Origin of the sequence: Dickeya oryzae (assembly GCF_009372235.1) — a bacterium.
In the GTDB taxonomy this organism is placed as follows: domain Bacteria; phylum Pseudomonadota; class Gammaproteobacteria; order Enterobacterales; family Enterobacteriaceae; genus Dickeya; species Dickeya oryzae.
Genome location: NZ_ML762925.1, coordinates 38,409 through 55,784 on the forward strand (window position 1 = coordinate 38,409; position 17,376 = coordinate 55,784).

The following is a 17,376-nucleotide window of genomic DNA, read 5'->3' on the forward strand; positions in this document are numbered from 1 at the left end:
ATCATAATCGACTAAGGAGTATTACCATGAAGCCAATCCAACAAATTCTGGATACTGAAGATGGACTGGGCCTTGCTCAGTACGTCAAATGTGGCGATGTGACGCCAGGTGAACTACTTGAAGGCGTTATTGAACGTTTGGAGAAAGTGAACCCACACATTAATGCCGTCGCTGAAACGCTGTTCGAAAGCGCACGAGAGAACGCCAGACAACCTCATGTAATGACGGGAACATTTGCCGGGGTTCCAACACTAGTTAAAGATTTATTTACCGCGGTAAAAGAGGCTCGAATGGCTAACGGATCACTCGCCTTGGGCGATGCACATCCAGGATTAGATGATGAGTTAGTATCACGTTACCGTAAAGCAGGTATTGTCATTGCGGGGACGTCAACATCACCTGAATTTGGTTCGTCCTATACGACAGAATCAACACGCTTCGGCGCAACACGCAACCCATGGAATCTGGCGCATAGCGCCGGAGGCTCCAGTGGCGGTGCTGCAGCGCTCGTCGCAGCCAGAGTCGTTCCTTTCGCACATGGCAATGATGGCGGCGGCTCCATTCGCGTCCCCGCTTCCTGCTGTGGGGTGTTTGGTTTGAAACCAACCCGTGGACGTATGCCTAACGGGCCATTAGCCGGTGAAGGCTGGGCAGGAATGGGCGTATCGCACGCCATTACCCTATCGGTACGCGACAGCGCAGCGTTACTGGATATTTCTGCAGGTTCTGACCTGGGTGCCCCCTATGCTGCCCCCTATCAGGCTGCCCCCTTCCTTGATGGTTTGTCGCGACCGACCGGAAAATTGCGCATCGCTATGGTCGAACACTTATCACCCTGGACCACCAGTAAACAGGCACTGGAGAGCGTTCGCGCTACCGCAGCCTTGTGTGAACAATTGGGACACCACGTGGAGGTTGTCTCGCTGCCCGTTGATGCCGAGCAGTTCTACAGTGATGTGTTTACCATTATCGGCGTTAACACACAGACTTATGTTGACATGCTGAGTCATATACGTGGCCAGCCAGTGTCATTTGAGGAAGTAGAGCCGAGAACCCGCGTGATGTTACGGGAGCGTGGTCGCATACCCGGGACTGACTATGTGATGGCAGTGAATGCCATACACGCGCTGGGACGTCGCTTCGCCCATTTCATGACGCAATACGATCTGATTCTCACACCAACGCTGACACAGGCCCCGCCGCTTATCGGCCAACTGGATGCCTTTGATGATACGCTGAGTGTGCGTGATGTTATTGAAGGGTTTCATCGTTATTGTCCGTTTACTGCATTATTTAACGCTACCGGCCAGCCCGCCATGTCTGTCCCGCTTTACTGGACGCCGGAAGGGTTACCTATTGGTTCACACTTTGCAGCCCGTTTTGGTGATGAGCAAACGCTGCTGTCACTCGCCGCTGAGCTAGAACGAGTGAAACCGTGGGCGAAACACATCCCCTCGATAAATGCGCTAAGTTAATTCGCTCATTTTAGGGTCCGGAAAAGCAGTAAAAGGCGCTCCCTACACACCGCTGCGGGAGCGCCTTTTTCATTGCTGAAACAGAAGAAGGCAAAACACGTCTTCTGTCTTAGATTCTCACGGTACGCAGTGATGACATGTAATACCCCGCCAGCGCACAGGCCGCAATAAACCACGGAATCGTCTTCACCACCACGGAATCACTGCCGCTCAAGGACTGCAGATTGGTGACGACCAGAATAATGGTGATCGACATAAAAATCACCGACAGCAGTGGAGCCCAGAATACCTGCAGACGGCTATCGTCGGTGGACATGCGGCGGAAGAACATCACCACCGCAGCCGATACACCCAATTGCAGAATGAGAATGCACAGGGTCGCGACGGCTGAACCGATAGCAAAAATATGCACCATCGGATCCAGGCCCGCGCTTCCTATTCCAAGCAGCAATATCAACAGGATAACGCTGTGCAGATGGCTGGCATTATGCGGGGTGCCGTTAGTCAGGTGGGTTTTGCTCAGTGCTTTCCAGATCAAGCCATCACGGCTGATGCTAAAGATGTAACGCGAAATGTTGTTGTGAAAGGCCAGAGAGGCCGCGAACAGGCTGGTGATCAACAGAACCGACATACTATCGACCGCCCACTGCCCGACATACTGGCGAGTAATATTGAAAACAAAATTACCGGGGTCCTTGCTGGCAATGGCGACGATGTCATCGAAGCCATACGCCTGTACCAGTGACCAACTGGTGAAACAGAAAAAAGCGGTGATCAGCAGCAAGGCACAGAGGGTGGCACGGGGTACGGTTTTCTGCGGGTCCCGGCACTCTTCAGCGTAAATGGCTGTTGATTCAAAACCGATAAAGGAAGCGATAGTAAAAATGAAGGCGATGCCAAGGTTACCGTGCATGAACACCGAAGGTTCAAACGATTCGACGGTGTAGGAACCGGCTTTCTTTACCAGCAGCATGACGTCAGTCAGCAGTACGATGGCAACTTCAGCCAGCATCAGCACGCCCAGCAGCTTGCCCCCCACCTCAACGCGCTTGATGCCCAGCACCCAGGCAATCACCGTGAATACCATGCTCAGCATCCACCAGGGAAGATGCAGGCTGACATGCTCTTCCAAAAACAACTGTGTAAAAAAGCCGAGCATGGCAACAATCGCCACCTGGATGGAAGCATAGGCCATCAGCGCCAACACAGAGGCTGATGCTCCCCAGTGGTCACCCAACCCTTTTGAGATGTAGGTATAGAAAGCACCGGCATTATTGACGTAGCGGCTCATGGCGATAAAACCCACCGCAAATGTCATCAAAATAATGCACGACAGAATATAAAACACCGGAATGCCGCCGCCGTTGCCGGAAATAATCGCTATCGGCAGGCCACCGACCACGCCAGTCAAAGGCGATGCGGCCGCGACCACAAAAAAGACCAGGGAAAATAAACCCAACGTATTTTTGCGTAAACCATTATCGTTGTTCATCGTTAGCGTCTCCGTGAAAGAGAGTGAAATTTTTCAGACAATCTGCGTCGCCTGAAGCAGGTAACTTCACTGAATCATTTCCCCGTATACGCGGATAGAAAAAATCGGACAGGGCAACGGTGCAGGCTTGCACCGTTGTAGTGCTTAGTGGTAGCGCAGGCGATGGAGTAACGCATCGTCGGCAATGTGCCGCTGATAATCGCACGGTGTAATACTGACGAACTTCTTAAACTCGCGCAGAAAGTGCGACTGGTCGCTAAAACCAAGGTCAAACGCCAGGTTGCTAAAGGAAATATCTTCTTGTGAATGAATGCGGTGCAGTGCGGACTGGCCGCGCAGAATACGGCTAAATGCTTTCGGTGATAACCCGGTGTCCTGGCGGAACTGCCGCTGAATAGTCCGGCACGTATAGCCGGTCAACGTTTCCAGTTGGTCGATACGGATATTCCCCTTCTGCTGCACCATTGCCCGAATAATGGACGTGGTGACGGGTGAAGACTTACGCACCAGTCGTGGCGTGAAATAGGCATTAAATAATGAAATTTGCCGTGAAAAATCGCGCTGTTGCACAATTTGTTCAAACGCCAACCGGGCATCTGGCACCACGTCAAGAAAGCTGAATTCACGATTGGCGATCTCTTCGGCCATCACATCAAGAAAATCAGGAATAACACCCGGCGCAAAACGCACGCCGAAATAATGATGGTTGTGCAGCATGTCTGCACCACGAGCTTCTAGTGTGGTACCGCACACGCGACCTTTAGGATTCAGCGGATCGCAATCAAAAACGATATCAACACAACCGTCAGGCACCGCCAGCGTCATCCCTGCCGTTTGCGCTACATCGAAGCTGTAAAAGTGTGAAATTGCCGGGTTTTCTGAGGCGGTCACCGAGTAATGCTGCGCAGCATTGAGCACAAACCACGGCTGTTCCGGGAGAAAACTTCCCGCAGGGCGACAAAGGGAATTTTCAGACATAACACGCTCCGATATCGACTAAGCCTATCGCTGGATAATGCAAACCCTGTGCCACGCCGATGTCGCAAATATTCAATACAGGCCGACTACCGTCACGTATTTCTATGGTCATTCACCTGCATGCCGGTCGCACTGTGTCGACGGCAATACTGAAAATAAAACAGAAAGGGGCCAGACCATGACTGATTCAACCCGGATTGATTTTATCTACTTGTCGGAGCAGGACATGATCCGTGCGGGGGTTACCGACATGCCCGCTTGCGTCGACACCATGGAAGAGATGTTTGGTTTGCTTTATCGGGGTGACTACCGCATGGCTGGTGCGAATAACGATTCACACGGCGCGATGGTGACGTTCCCGGAAAACTCGCCATTCCCCACCATGCCGAAGCCAACGGCCGATCGCCGTTTAATGGCGATGCCCGCCTACCTTGGCGGCAGTTTTTGTACCGCCGGGGTGAAATGGTATGGCTCGAACATCGCCAACCGCGAAAAGGGGCTACCGCGCTCCATTCTGATGTTCACGCTCAGCGATGCCGACACCGGCGCACCGCTGGCGCATATGTCTGCCAACCTGCTCTCTGCTTATCGTACCGGTGCGGTACCCGGCGTTGGGGCACGTCATCTGGCGCGCAAAGATTCACGGGTGATTGGCTTACTGGGGCCTGGCGTGATGGGGAAAACAGCCGTGTCAGCGTTTATCGCCGTCTGCCCGCAGATTGACACCATCAAAGTGAAGGGGCGCGGTCAACGTAGCCTCGATCATTTCATCACCTGGGTACAAACCACTTACCCGCAAATCAAGCATATCGATGTCGTCGACACGCTGGAGGCCGTGGTGCGGGGTTCAGATATTGTCACCTATTGCAGCTCGGGCGAAGTCGGCGAGCCTGACAGTTATCCGCTGGTGAAACGCGAATGGGTAAAACCCGGTGCGTTCCTTGCCATGCCTGCGCTGTGCAACATCGACGCCGGAATGGAACAACCTGACGTGCGTAAAGTACTCGATAACACTGGCCTCTATCAGGCGTGGTTTGAAGAAGTCCCTAAACCTGCACATAAAACGATTCCGGTGATTGGTGTGCGCTTTATGGACATGATTGCCGAAGGGAAACTGACGACAGATCAACTGGAAGACATCGGTAAGATCGTGGCCGGTGATGCGCCGGGGCGTCAGAACGACGACGAAATTATCATCATGTCGGTGGGTGGCATGCCGGTGGAGGATGTGGCCTGGGGAACCGTGATATATCGCAACGCGCTGGCTAACAACATCGGCGTGAAATTAAACCTGTGGGAAACCCCGGTACTGAGCTAATTAAGGGCAACCAGCATGACACGTATCATTAAAGTAAAAACTGGCTCGAAGTTTGAGGAAATGGGCAGCTACTCACGCCTTGTCGCGGTGGATAACTGGATTTATGTCTCTAATACCGCGGGTCGCAATCCGGTCAGCCAGGAAATCCCGGCTGACGTGAGTGAACAGACGTTGCAAGTGTTCGCCAACATTGAAGCAGCACTCGCCGCCATTGATGCCTCGCTGAAAGATGTCGTGTTCTCGCGGGTGTTTATTCAGAATCCCGACGATGTGCCAACAGTCATGACCATCATCGGGGATAAGTTTCGGGGCATCAACCCGGCCACCACGGTGACCTGCCCACCGCTGGGTTCGACGGTTTACAAAGTGGAATTGGAGGTCACGGCGTATCGCGGGGCCGCCAGAGCTGACGTTCAGGAAATCACCGTTGCGCGGTAAGGCGTACCAGGAGGCGCACTATGTCACCAGAAATTACCCCCGTTACCACGTCATCTGACGCTCCTGAGTCCACCACCGTCGTCATTATTGGCGGTGGCATTGTCGGTTTAACCGCTGCCCTGACGCTGGCAGAGCGCAATATTCCGGTGGTAGTGCTGGAGAAAGGACGTATCGCAGGCGAACAGTCATCGCGCAATCTGGGTTGGATTCGTAAAACCAGTCGTGCTGTCGATGACATCCCACTGGCGCAGGCGGCTGATCGCCTGTGGGCTGAAATGGCAGCACGCGTTGGCTGCGATGTGGGTTATCGTCAGGCAGGCATTATGTTCATTGCCCGCAGTGAAGCACAAATGGCGCTACATGAAAGTTGGTATAAAGCGGTCGCACCGCTTGCGCTGGATACCCTACTGCTGAGTAAAGCAGACATTGCCGAGCGGGTACCGGGTGGAAAAGGTACATGGGCTGGGGGAATTTTTACCGCTTCCGATGGTCGTGCGGAGCCGACACTGGCAGCCAGCGCGATTGCTCGCGCGGCTATCGCCAAAGGCGCGATCATCGTCGAGCAGTGTGCCGTGCGCACGCTGGAGACGAGTGGTGGCAAGGTGAGTGGTGTGGTCACCGAGCGAGGTGAAATTCGCTGCGAGCACGTGCTACTGGCGGCAGGTGCCTGGTCGCGGCGTTTTCTTGGTAATCTGGGTATTGCGTTACCCACACTGCCGCTGATTTGTTCGGTGATGCGCACCAAGCCGCTGGAAGGGCCGACCACTATTGCAGTCGGCGCACCAGATTTCTCATTTCGTAAACATCAGGATGGCGGTTTTATCATTACCCAGCGTGGCGCACTGGATGCACCGCTAACGCTCGATCATCTGCTGATTGGTATGCGCTATCTACCGCAACTGCGCCAGGCGCGTGACAACCTGCGCATTTCACTTGGCAAATACTTCGTTAAAGATTTAGCGCTGGCGCGCCGCTGGCGCAGGGATCACCGCTCGCCGTTTGAGCACATTCGCACGCTTGATCCTGCCGCGAATACAGCGCTGAATCAGGAAGCGATGCGTAACCTGCGTGCAGCCTGGCCGGTATTTGAGCAGGCTGAGCTGGCGCAGGCATGGGCTGGCGTCATCGATATAACGCCAGATTCCAACCCGGTGATAGGGGACGTCGCGGCACTGAAAGGCCTGACGCTGGCAACCGGTTTCTCCGGCCACGGTTTCGGTACCTCGCCTGCCGCTGGGCAGTTGGCTGCTGATCTGGTATCCGGCCATACACCGTTGATTGACCCGAAGCCGTATCGATTTGCTCGTTTTTGACCGCGTGCGCGATTTATCGCGCACCGCACGTTAACAGTACGGTGCCGTCATTATGCATTATGCCGTCCTGCAAAAGAGAAGCCGTTTTACGCACGACGTTGTGTATTACTCCTGAAAGCCATTGATGCCGAAAGAGCAACGCATGATCACCCCAATCACATTAGCGAAATACAAGGATGGGCCTGTGGAGGAATACCACAATCCGGGATAACGACATAATCAATCCAGGAGCCGGGAATATCGACGCGTGGTAAATCGGTTTCGTCATCCACCAGTTCATTCACCTGTGCGATGACAATACCGTCATGGAATGCAGCGGCTTCAACCAGCGCCGGGGTGTCTTCGGTGCTGGGGCCGGTGTACAGGTTGCCTTTACGGTCGGCTTGATACCCGGCCACCAGCGCCACATTCGGGATCAAATCAACATACAGACGGGAATAGAGTTCGATATAGGTGTGAATCGCGCCCACTTCCAGCGCACCGTCTTCCAGCAGCTGAGAAATGCGCAGACTTTGCGTACCCGAGAAGGAGAAATCGAGTTTATGGGCGATGCCTTTCTCGAAGATATCCAGATGCTCGCTACGCCCAACGCTTGGCATGATCATGTGCAGGTCATGCACCACCTGCGGGTTGACTTCCGCCAGAGTGCGGGAGAGGAAATCGGCCTGCTTTTGGTTATTCCCTTCCAGCACGACCTTATCGCCGGGAGCGATCAATTTTTCCAGCATCGCGGCCAGATGTTCCGTAGGTAGCACCTTGCCCGAAACGGGTATCGACGCTTTGCGCCGTTGCTTTTCACTGCGGCGCGTATTCCAGACCCGCGGTGACGTTTGCCCAGACAACATTATTAACCTCCTGATTCAGCTCATCATTTTGATTTGCCTTGGTCTGGGGAAAAGTATGTTCTCTGGCTGAAGCGGCTTCAATCAAGCAGCCGTCACGATCATTAGCTTTAGAGTAAAGATAACTGGCGCGCCAGCAATGATTGCCGTGCCAGCCCGCGCGGAGTGCGGGTTTTCATCTCGCCGCATACATCGCGCAAATTGTGATCAGCCCGGCGCTTTGCGCATCTGTCTCGTTAATCACAATGAGGTAAGAACGGGAAAACAGAGCGGGAACATCGTTGCGGGGAGGCAGGAATATCGGCACAAACCCGATACTGCATACGCATCGGCCCCATGCTGGATAAGCAACACGGGGCCGTACGAAATCACTGACGTTATGAGGTCAATGCCATTATCGATTTGGCATTATTAGGCTAATGACACTCGTCGGTTAATAACACGCGTCGGTTAATGCCTTTGCCTTATTTCGGTTTTACACGATCCACAACCTTGTGGATGGCTGCGGCCAGTTCATTGATTTCAAATTTCGCCACATACGAATCAGCACCGACATTGCGTACGTGATCTTCGTTGGCTGAGCCAGACAACGAGGAGTGGATGATAACGGGAATATGCTTAAGCGCCTCATCACGTTTGATATTACGTGTCAGCGTAAATCCATCCATCTCCGGCATTTCCAGGTCAGTCAACACAAAGGCAATCTTATCTGAAATGGGTCGACCTTCCGCCTTCGCTTCCTCCGCCATGGATTTGATCTTATTCCAGGCTCCCAGACCGGTGATATGCATGATGTAGGGAATATTCATCACATTCAGCCCCGTTTCGAGCATCGTGCGCGCGACTTTGGAGTCTTCGGCCACAATCGCTACCGCTCCGGGTTTCAGGTGGAACGTTTTCTCTTCCACGCTTTCAATTTTAATTTCACGCTCGGTGGGAATAATGTCGTGCAGAATCTGTTCTACATCCAATACCAGCGCCAGACGGTTGCTCGCCGGATCGCTGTCCAGACGCGCGATACTGGTGATATAGCTATTGCTGACTCCCGCCTCAGCGGTATTTACCTGACTCCAGTCAAGGCGGACAATATCATCAACCGATTCGACTGCAAAAGCCTGGGTGCTGCGTGCATATTCCGTCACCAGCAGGATGTTGCGCCCGGTACTCGCCGCACACCCTACCACCGCCGGAAGATCGATAACGGGAATAATCTGCCCGCGAATATTAATCATACCAAGCATCGGTGGTGTCATACCCGCAGCCTTGGTCAAGGTTGGCATCGGAACGATTTCACGAAGCTTGAACACATTGATACCGAACAGCTCGGATGGCCCTTCACCGGTGGCCGATCCCAAACGGAACAATAACAATTCAAACTTGTTGGACGAGGTAAGATTAGTTCTCTCCTCAATCTCTTTTTGAAATTTATCCATTCTGTCCTCAATGCAAATAATTATTAATGTATGGTTACAAGGCAACATCAGTCATGCAGGTAAATCAGGCCGGTGGCCTTACCCCACTCTACGCGATTGCTGACGCGCTTCAAATAACTCTTACTTCTTATACACCATTAAAAAGAAAAATATGTGTCTCACGTCATCTGCTGCATCTTCCTGTTTTGAAAAGCATAGACCACCGGTCATTTCTCCACCATATTCCCGCAACAAATGTTCTGCATCCTGTGATGAATGGCAGATTTGATTATGTGTGTTGTTATTACCTGCCTATATAAATAGGCATCAACTTAAAATGACCGAGGCGTGAGAGTTAACAGAAATAATCAATAGAATAATAAGAAGATCATAAGAAAATGATCTTTCTTCTGACGAGGTGAAACCCGTTGTCCCCTAAATGATTCGAGCCGCATAACGCAGGTTCACGGCTGCCGCTACGATGAACTATTCCCGCCAGGGCTAGCGGGCATAGCTGTAGACGGAAGCGCGTGAAATACCCAGATGCTGCGCAATCGTCTCCATCGATTTCTTCACGTCAAGTAAACCGCTTTCCCGCAGTTCCTGCATCAGCAGACGCCGCTCCGGTGCTTTCAGTGCGCGCGGTGTGGTCGCCAGACGCGCTGCAAATTGGTCGATACGCTGACGGATCGCTTCGGCACCGGACGGTTCCAGACTTTCAGTCAGTACGCCGCTATTGACCTGATTAAAATGCGCGAAGGCGTGCTGGATGCCGCGAAACAGTGTCATATCCACATTCAGGCACAAAGAGGCGACATATTCACCGCTGGCGTCCTTGATGCCTATCGAAGTGCTTTTCACCGGGCGGCCATCGGCAAACTGATTGGCATAATTGGCCACGACACGGGGGAATTCCGGCGATGCGATACGCGCCAACCCCAGCTCAGTGGTTGGCTGCCCGACTTCCCGACCAGACAAATTGTTGTAAATCGCCAGAATCGAGTGCTCCGGTTTTTTCAGGTCATGGATCACCACTTCGCAAAACGGTGCAAAGGTCTCCCCCAGCCCTTCGGCAATGGTACTGAGCTGTTCAAGCAGTATCGAGTCTGGCAGATGTGTCACCCTGTTTCTCCTTCACCCTTTGTTGCTGGATAAATTATTTATAAATAGACGTTATGTCAAACCGGTCCAGTACGGCATTCCAACAAAAAAGCTCGCCTGCCCGCGAAAAACGGTTGGCAATGGCTACAATACCGGCTATAAAAATAAGACATTTTGTTTAAAACTGGATAAATCGTTTATACAAAGGAGCCGCCATGAGCCAGATTGTTCTGCCTTCTTATGACGACGTCGTCGCCGCCAGTGAGCGAATTGCCGGATACGCCCATCGCACACCGGTTCTCACCTCCCGTACCGCCAACGACGCGCTCGGCGCAGAGCTTTACTTCAAATGTGAAAACTTCCAGCGCATGGGGGCGTTCAAATTTCGCGGCGCGATGAATGCGCTGTTGCAATTCACCCCAGAGCAAAAGGTAGCCGGTGTGGTAGCGTTCTCCTCCGGTAACCACGCGCAGGCGATCGCCATGTCGGCAACACTGTTGGGCATCCCCGCGACCATCGTCATGCCGCAGGATGCCCCGGCGGCCAAGATAGCTGCCACCAAGGGGTACGGCGCACAAGTGGTGACCTTCGATCGTTACACGCAAGACCGTGAAGCCATCGGGCGTGAACTGGCGCAACAGCATGGCATGACGTTGATTCCCCCCTTTGACCACCCACATATTATCGCCGGGCAAGGAACGGCAGCGAAAGAGCTGTTCGAGGAGGTAGGCGAGCTGGATGCCCTGTTCGTTTGTATGGGTGGCGGTGGGTTGCTATCCGGTTCAGCGCTGTCGGCACGTCAGCTGTCGCCCGGCTGTCGGGTATACGGTGTCGAGCCTGAAGCCGGTAACGATGGTCAGCAGTCTTTTCGTTGCGGCCACATCGTACATATCGATACGCCCAACACCCTCGCCGACGGTGCTCAGACGCAGCATCTGGGTCAGTACACCTTCGCGTTGATTCGCAAGCATGTGGATGACATTTTAACCGTCAGTGATGATGAACTGGTCACCGCGATGCGCTTTTTTGCCGAGCGGATGAAGATGGTGGTCGAACCGACCGGCTGTCTCGGCTTCGCCGCCGCCCGTGCCAGCCAGCACAAACTGCGGGGGAAACGCGTCGGTATTATCGTCAGTGGCGGCAACGTTGACCTGGCCCGCTACGGCCAGTTACTGGCGGGGTAAACCGTCAGATACCGCTTACCGGCACGACACCGCCGCCCATAACCATCGAGGCGGCGTGGCGTTCAGTTTGCGAGCCGTCTCCAGATAACGGGTATCCAGCAAACTGGCTGACCAGTACAGGGCCGATGCGGTTTTAGCAGGCCAGATGCCATCAAACCCAGCCACCCCTGCTTGTCGCCGTGCGATATCAAATTTCACCGTGGTACGGGCAAACTCCTGATGGGTCTTCACGCCATCCGCATACGGACTGAGCCACGCCAGCGCGCCACGCAGGCTCTGCCCCTCCGCGCCTTTCAGATCAAGCCAGTCACGCCCTTGCGTTCGCGCCGCCAGGGCGGCACGTACCAACGGCTCCAGGTCGTACACCACATAATGCAGCGCGTCACGCTGGCTGAAATCCAGCACTTCGCCATCAGGATGGATGTTGGCATTCAACTGGTGAATAAATGCCTCTTGCGCCGCCGCCATCAGATGGGCATCCCCCAGTGCGGCCGCGCCCATCGTCACCAGCTTAACGCGGTGGCTTTGCCAGTTATTAGTCCAGGTCCCGCGCTTATCCTGCTGATGCGCCTGCATCTGTTGCAGGTAACCGGTGGTTAGCTCGTTGAGAAAACGTCGGGTGCGTGCCTGTGTGGCTGTCGGCAACGCATCGTGAGTGAGCTGATAAGCGTCAATCAATCCATCCAGACTGGTTTCATCGATAGGGTTAAAGCTCAGACGATAAGTTGTCGTCCAGGCATCAAGATAGGTTGCCAGTCGGGATAGCGATGTCGCATCCCCGGCCATATGCCACGCCAGCGCCAAATCACGCATATAGCTAAAATCGCGTCGGGCGGCGTTCGAGATATCATAAATGCCCTGATGGGGGAGCGTTCCTTCGGTATGCATAACCGGGATAGCCTGCGGCTGCGCTGACGGCGGATGGGAAACGGTCGACAGCAGTGCGGAGGCCGAAGGCGCGGTCGCCGCCAGACACAACCGGCTGTCAGCCTGCGTGGTTCCCGCCTGTACTGAAGCCATCACACCGGCAGCAAGTGCGCCCACGGCCCATCGGGTCATGCGCTTCGGCATCATGATACTCATGCGTAATACTCCTTCTAAAATAGCGTGACGGGATGCTGATGACGCAACCAGTTCAGGTACGCCGACGGCCAGGCCGCGACCGGCGAGCCAGGCTCCCCCAGTCCAAAACCGTGCCCGCCTACAGGGTAGCGTTGCATCACTACCGGTACGTTAGCGCTCTGGCAGGCCTGCGCCATGATCAGCGTATTATGCGGATCGGACACCGAATCATCCTCTGCCTGCACCAGAAAAAAGGGGGGCGAGTGCTGTGAGACATAGGATTGCACCGACCACTCAGCCTCCATCGCCGCACTGGCATCCCGCCCCACCAGGACCCGGTGCGTCGCCGTATGTTGATAGGGTTTTTCCAGTGTAATGACGGGGTAAATCAGTGCGGCATGGTCAGCCTGAATCGGTAATGCGTCCAGCGCATCCTGCGGGGGATAGAGTGCTTCTTGCCTGAGTGCGGCCATCCCCAACAAGTGCCCACCGGCAGAAAACCCCAATACCCCCACCCGGCGCTCCCGATGGCGAATCAACCGTAATGCACGCTGCGCGTCCTGCAACGCCACCCGGTTGCCGTCATGCCAGCCTTCACCGGGCAAGCGATAGGCCAGAACATAGGCCGTATACCCTTGCGCCACCAGCCAGGCGGCGGCAGGCCAGGCCTCTTTGCCCATTTCGATACGCTGATAACCGCCCCCCGCCGCCACCAGGATAGCCTGACCATTGGGTTTTTCCGGCGTAAACACCTCAAGATAAGGTGTGGCGATGTGGCTAAGCGCTCCCCGGGCACTCAAGTGCGGCAGGTCAGCCGGGCCACCGCCGCCCGGCGGGGTGTGGTCCCACAGGTTGATACGCGGGTGTGGCGTCGGCAAGGACACGCCCAAGACCCGGCCTGCGGTCAGGAGCACAGTAACTGTTGAGAGAGCGGTAAGAAATCTTCTGCGATTCATCACTGGCCGACCTCTTTACTCGCGGGAATGGTGGGGCCGTATCTTTACGACCTGAGCGATACCATCACAGCATGGGTGAAGGGTTTCTTCAAGATAACAACACCAGATGGTCGTCGCCCACCTGCCGGTAACGGCGCACCGGCGGCTGGTAATCCAGCGGGCGCAGCGGACTATGCAGTTCATCCGCCAGCAGTGAGCGGTATACCCGCCGTTGCGGGTCAGGCACCGGCACGGCAGCCAGCAGGCGTCGGGTATACGGATGTTGGGGGTTGTTGAATACCGCCTGACGCGGGCCAATCTCCACAATCTCCCCCTGATACATCACCGCCACACGATGGCTGATGCGCTCCACCACCGCCATATCGTGAGAAATGAACAGATACGCCAGCCCCAGTTGTTGTTGCAAATCGAGCAACAGATTGACGATTTGCGCTTTGACCGTCATATCCAGCGCCGACACCGCCTCATCGGCGATGATCAATTGTGGATTGAGCGCCAGCGCCCGAGCAATACATAACCGTTGGCGCTGTCCGCCAGAGAACTGGTGCGGATAGCGCTCCGCCATGTCGGCCTGTAATCCGACCCTCTCCAGCAATTCCGCCACTTTCTGCGGTGCCTGCCGGGCGGATGCCAGACCGTGACTGACCATGGGCTCGGCAATCGCGCGCCCGATGGTCATCCGTGGGTTGAGGCTGTCATACGGGTCCTGAAAAATCATCTGTGCCCGCATCCGTAACCCGGCCAGCGCAGACTTATCGGCGCTCAGCATGTTTTCACCGCACAGCGACACCGTACCGCCAGTCGGTTCCAGCAATCGCAAGATAGCGCGCCCGGTGGTAGATTTGCCACAGCCGGACTCGCCCACCAGCGACAGCGTTTCTCCGGCTTGCAGGCTAAAAGACACGTTTTCGACCGCGTGTACCCGGCCAGTTACCCGCCGTAACCACCCGCTTTTCACCTCAAAACGCTTGACCAGATCTCGCACCGCCAGCACCGGTGTGCCCGCCATTACCGTGTTTTGCAGCGGCTCGCTCACGCCCGGTTGCCCGAATAACGCGAAGCGTTGCGGAAGGGGGCTGTCTGCCATGTCACCCAGTCGCGGTACGGCGGAAAATAACGTTTTGCTGTAAGGATGCTGCGGTGCCTGAAATAGCTGACGGGTCTCAGCCATTTCCACCCCTTCACCGCGATACATCACGATGGTGCGATCAGCGACCTCCGCCACCACCCCCATATCGTGGGTGATGAACAGAATCGACATACCCTCTTCATCCTGCAACGTCTGGATCAATGACAGGATCTGCGCCTGAATGGTGACATCCAGCGCCGTCGTCGGCTCATCGACAATCAACAATGTCGGGTTGCAAGCCAGCGCGATGGCGATCACCACCCGCTGTCGCATACCACCTGAAAAGCTCAGGGGATACTCATCCAGCCGGGCCTGCGCTGCGGGAATACGCACTTTCTCCAACAGACGTACGGCTTCGGCTCGGGCACTGGCGTGATCCATCCCCCGATGGCGTTGCAGCACTTCGGTTATCTGGGTGCCGATTTTCAGTACCGGATTGAGGCTGGTCATCGGCTCCTGAAACACCATGCCGATGCGGTTGCCGCGAATGTGCTGCATCTCACGGGCGGGTAACGCCAGCAAGTCTCGCCCTTCGAACAGCACCCGCCCACGGGTTTGCACCTGTGGTCCTGCCAGCAAACGCATGATGGACAGCGCGGTGACGCTCTTGCCAGAGCCGGATTCCCCCACCAGCGCCACGGTTTCCCGCTCGCCAATCTCAAACGACAAATCCTGCACCACCTTCAGCCACTCACCGTTCACCCGAAAAGCAGTATTCAGTTGTTCAACGCGCAGTACCGACTGATTCACCCCTCACTCCTCCTGTCTGGTATTGAGCGCATCACGCAAGGCGTCACCGATCAGATTGATGGCCACAATCAGCAACAACAGCATCACGCCGGGAAACAGGCTGATCCAGTAATCACCGGACAGCAGATAGTCAAAACCGTTGGCTATCAATAACCCCAGCGACGGTTCGGTAATCGGCAGGCCGATGCCGAGAAACGACAGCGTCGCTTCCAGCATGATGGCGTAAGCAATGCGCATCGTAGCGACCACGATCAGCGGCGGCAGGCAGTTGGGCAGCACATGGCGAAACAGAATGCGCGGGGTGGAAAAGGCCATGCCACGCGCCGCATCCACATAGTTGCGGCGATTTTCCAGTAGCGCAGAGGCGCGAAGGGTTCGGGCGTAATAGGCCCACTGGGTGATCACCAGCGCCAGAATAATTTTATCCACCCCCTGGCCGAGCACCGCCAACAGGATCAGGGCTATCAGTATCGGTGGGAAGCTAAGCTGGATATCAACGATACGCATCAACAACGCATCGGTTTTGCCCCCCAGCCAGGCGCTCAACAGACCGGCGACCATACCGATACACAACGCCACCAGTGCACTGCTGACGCCCACTACCAGGCTGGTGCGGGTGCCGTAGAGAATGGCGCTGAGTAAATCACGCCCCTGATCGTCGCTGCCAAGCCAATACGTCAACCCGCTCATACCACTGGAACCCGGCGGCAGGCGGTTATCCATGATCATCAACTGGGACAAATCATACGGATTCTGCGGCGCAATCCACGGGGCGAGCAGCGCCAGTGCCACAATCAACACCAGCATAAACAGCCCCAACCGCGCCAGTCGGTCTTGCCACAGCATCAATAGCACGTGGCTCAGTGCCGAGCGTGATACCGGCAGGGTGGACGGCGTATGCACTGAACGTTGTTGTGGCATATTCATTGCCCACCCCCTAAGCGGATGCGTGGATCCACCACAGCGTACAGTACGTCTACCAGCAGGTTGATTACGCTAAACATCACCACCGTCATCATCAGGTAAGCCAGAATGACCGGGCGGTCCAACACGGCGATGGCGTCGATAATGAGCTTGCCCATCCCCGGCCAGGCGTAAATCGTTTCGGTCACGACCGCAAAGGCAATCAACGACCCCAACTCCAGACCAATTACCGTAATCAGCGGTATCAGCGTATTTTTCAGCACATGCACAAACAGGATGCGGCTTTCTGACAGCCCTTTGGCGCGGGCAAAACGCACATAATCCTGTTGCAGGCATTCCCGCACGCCTGCGCGGGTCAGGCGAATAATCAATGAAATCTTGAATAGCGCCAGATTCAGCGCTGGCAACAGCAGGTGTTGCCAGCCATCGAGCGTCAGCAGACTCAGGGGAACGCCTGCTACCGTTACCGTCTCACCCCGTCCTGACGACGGCAGCCAGCCGAGCTTCACGCTAAACAGCATGATCATCATCATGCCGATCCAAAATGTTGGCAGGCTAAACCCCAGAATGGAGACCGTCATCACCGATTTTGCCGCCAGACTGTCTGGTCGCAGACCGGCGAACACCCCTAATGGGATACCCACCAGCAGCGACAGCAAAAACGCCACCAGCGCCAGCTCCAGCGTGGCGGGCATCCGTTGCAAAATCAGGTGTAATGCGGGTTGATTAAAAATAAAGGAGTTACCCAAATCGCCCTGCAAGGCATGGGTGACAAACAGCAGGTACTGCTGCCACAGGGTTTTATCCAGTCCGAAGGCACGGATCACCGCGTCACGCTCGGCAGGCGTCGCATTGCTGCCCAGCAGCAAATCTACCGGGTTGCCAACCAGATACACACCAGCGAACACCAACACTGACATGACCGCCAGCGTTATCAGGGTTTGCAAAAAGCGGCTGAGTAAAAAGCGGGCCATGACAAGTCCTTGTGGTTAGCAGTGACGA

14 protein-coding genes and 1 pseudogene are annotated in these 17,376 nt (G+C 55.2%); 5 read left to right on the forward strand and 10 right to left on the reverse strand.

Translation table 11 applies throughout. The features are described from left to right. Positions 1-26 precede the first annotated feature (26 nt). On the forward strand, positions 27-1,475 hold the full coding sequence (locus FAZ14_RS11480; RefSeq protein ID WP_016942659.1) for an amidase: 1,449 nt from the start codon (positions 27-29) through the stop codon (positions 1,473-1,475). Positions 1,476-1,584: 109 nt separating this feature from the next. Here FAZ14_RS11480 and FAZ14_RS11485 read toward each other — a convergent pair whose 3' ends face one another. Together FAZ14_RS11485 and FAZ14_RS11490 are read right to left on the reverse strand one after the other, a co-directional pair. Next, a complete protein-coding gene (locus tag FAZ14_RS11485) occupies positions 1,585-2,967 on the reverse strand; it encodes an APC family permease (protein ID WP_016942660.1) in 1,383 nt (460 codons plus the stop codon). Positions 2,968-3,111: 144 nt separating this feature from the next. Continuing rightward, the gene (locus FAZ14_RS11490) at positions 3,112-3,945 is read right to left on the reverse strand and encodes a helix-turn-helix domain-containing protein (RefSeq protein WP_016942661.1); all 834 of its coding nucleotides are present in this window, start codon (positions 3,943-3,945) and stop codon (positions 3,112-3,114) included. Between the two features lie 178 nt (positions 3,946-4,123). Between FAZ14_RS11490 and FAZ14_RS11495 the strand changes: the two genes are divergently transcribed. Genes FAZ14_RS11495 through FAZ14_RS11505 form a run of 3 tightly spaced genes read left to right on the forward strand, consistent with a single transcriptional unit; the run spans position 4,124 to position 7,014 of the window. Further along, positions 4,124-5,263, forward strand: a complete 1,140-nt coding sequence (locus tag FAZ14_RS11495) for an ornithine cyclodeaminase family protein (RefSeq protein WP_153508569.1) — start codon at positions 4,124-4,126, stop codon at positions 5,261-5,263. A 15-nt stretch (positions 5,264-5,278) separates the two neighbouring features. Beyond that, positions 5,279-5,701: a RidA family protein gene (locus tag FAZ14_RS11500; RefSeq protein ID WP_153508570.1), complete on the forward strand. Its 423-nt coding sequence runs from the start codon at positions 5,279-5,281 to the stop codon at positions 5,699-5,701. Between the two features lie 20 nt (positions 5,702-5,721). Continuing rightward, entirely contained in the window at positions 5,722-7,014 is a 1,293-nt protein-coding gene (locus FAZ14_RS11505) for an NAD(P)/FAD-dependent oxidoreductase (RefSeq protein WP_038926386.1), read from the forward strand. A 200-nt stretch (positions 7,015-7,214) separates the two neighbouring features. On the opposite strand, the pseudogene FAZ14_RS11510 reads toward FAZ14_RS11505, so the two are convergent. The 3 genes and pseudogenes from FAZ14_RS11510 to FAZ14_RS11520 all read right to left on the reverse strand — a co-directional run. Continuing rightward, positions 7,215-7,859 (reverse strand): annotated as a pseudogene (locus tag FAZ14_RS11510) (malonate decarboxylase subunit alpha); the annotation flags it as partial. Positions 7,860-8,320: 461 nt separating this feature from the next. Then, positions 8,321-9,289 carry a chemotaxis protein gene (locus FAZ14_RS11515; RefSeq protein ID WP_016942666.1) on the reverse strand — a complete coding sequence of 323 codons (969 nt, stop codon included), beginning with the start codon at positions 9,287-9,289 and terminating at the stop codon, positions 8,321-8,323. A gap of 480 nt (positions 9,290-9,769) precedes the next feature. Then, positions 9,770-10,390 (reverse strand): helix-turn-helix transcriptional regulator, encoded by a 621-nt coding sequence (locus FAZ14_RS11520; protein WP_153508571.1) that lies wholly within the window; start codon positions 10,388-10,390, stop codon positions 9,770-9,772. A gap of 194 nt (positions 10,391-10,584) precedes the next feature. On the opposite strand from FAZ14_RS11520, the gene FAZ14_RS11525 reads away from it, so the two are divergent. Next, positions 10,585-11,553, forward strand: coding sequence for a threo-3-hydroxy-L-aspartate ammonia-lyase (locus FAZ14_RS11525; protein WP_153508572.1), 969 nt, complete (start codon positions 10,585-10,587; stop codon positions 11,551-11,553). 15 nt (positions 11,554-11,568) lie between these two features. On the opposite strand, the gene FAZ14_RS11530 is transcribed toward FAZ14_RS11525, so the two are convergent. The 5 genes from FAZ14_RS11530 to FAZ14_RS11550 all read right to left on the reverse strand — a co-directional run bounded on the left by FAZ14_RS11530 (position 11,569) and on the right by FAZ14_RS11550 (position 17,348). Continuing rightward, complete coding sequence (locus FAZ14_RS11530) at positions 11,569-12,636, reverse strand: alginate lyase family protein (RefSeq protein WP_016942670.1); 1,068 nt, start codon at positions 12,634-12,636, stop codon at positions 11,569-11,571. Positions 12,637-12,650: 14 nt separating this feature from the next. Continuing rightward, positions 12,651-13,571, reverse strand: a complete 921-nt coding sequence (locus FAZ14_RS11535) for an alpha/beta hydrolase (protein ID WP_153508573.1) — start codon at positions 13,569-13,571, stop codon at positions 12,651-12,653. An 88-nt stretch (positions 13,572-13,659) separates the two neighbouring features. Continuing rightward, entirely contained in the window at positions 13,660-15,450 is a 1,791-nt protein-coding gene (locus tag FAZ14_RS11540) for an ABC transporter ATP-binding protein (protein ID WP_153508574.1), read from the reverse strand. A 3-nt stretch (positions 15,451-15,453) separates the two neighbouring features. Beyond that, complete coding sequence (locus FAZ14_RS11545; protein WP_153508575.1) at positions 15,454-16,377, reverse strand: ABC transporter permease; 924 nt, start codon at positions 16,375-16,377, stop codon at positions 15,454-15,456. Further along, positions 16,374-17,348 (reverse strand): ABC transporter permease, encoded by a 975-nt coding sequence (locus FAZ14_RS11550; RefSeq protein ID WP_016942674.1) that lies wholly within the window; start codon positions 17,346-17,348, stop codon positions 16,374-16,376. The genes FAZ14_RS11545 and FAZ14_RS11550 overlap by 4 nt, the downstream gene beginning before the upstream one ends. Positions 17,349-17,376 lie beyond the last annotated feature (28 nt).

Bases quoted from the DNA above. Each gene is read 5' to 3' on its own strand.
- FAZ14_RS11545 (WP_153508575.1), bottom strand. From the start codon at position 16,377: ATGAATATGCCACAACAACGTTCAGTGCATACGCCGTCCACCCTGCCG.
- FAZ14_RS11495 (WP_153508569.1), top strand. From the start codon at position 4,124: ATGACTGATTCAACCCGGATTGATTTTATCTACTTGTCGGAGCAGGAC.
- FAZ14_RS11550 (WP_016942674.1), bottom strand. From the start codon at position 17,348: ATGGCCCGCTTTTTACTCAGCCGCTTTTTGCAAACCCTGATAACGCTG.
- FAZ14_RS11490 (WP_016942661.1), bottom strand. From the start codon at position 3,945: ATGTCTGAAAATTCCCTTTGTCGCCCTGCGGGAAGTTTTCTCCCGGAA.
- FAZ14_RS11500 (WP_153508570.1), top strand. From the start codon at position 5,279: ATGACACGTATCATTAAAGTAAAAACTGGCTCGAAGTTTGAGGAAATG.
- FAZ14_RS11480 (WP_016942659.1), top strand. From the start codon at position 27: ATGAAGCCAATCCAACAAATTCTGGATACTGAAGATGGACTGGGCCTT.
- FAZ14_RS11525 (WP_153508572.1), top strand. From the start codon at position 10,585: ATGAGCCAGATTGTTCTGCCTTCTTATGACGACGTCGTCGCCGCCAGT.
- FAZ14_RS11485 (WP_016942660.1), bottom strand. From the start codon at position 2,967: ATGAACAACGATAATGGTTTACGCAAAAATACGTTGGGTTTATTTTCC.
- FAZ14_RS11530 (WP_016942670.1), bottom strand. From the start codon at position 12,636: ATGAGTATCATGATGCCGAAGCGCATGACCCGATGGGCCGTGGGCGCA.
- FAZ14_RS11515 (WP_016942666.1), bottom strand. From the start codon at position 9,289: ATGGATAAATTTCAAAAAGAGATTGAGGAGAGAACTAATCTTACCTCG.
- FAZ14_RS11505 (WP_038926386.1), top strand. From the start codon at position 5,722: ATGTCACCAGAAATTACCCCCGTTACCACGTCATCTGACGCTCCTGAG.
- FAZ14_RS11535 (WP_153508573.1), bottom strand. From the start codon at position 13,571: ATGAATCGCAGAAGATTTCTTACCGCTCTCTCAACAGTTACTGTGCTC.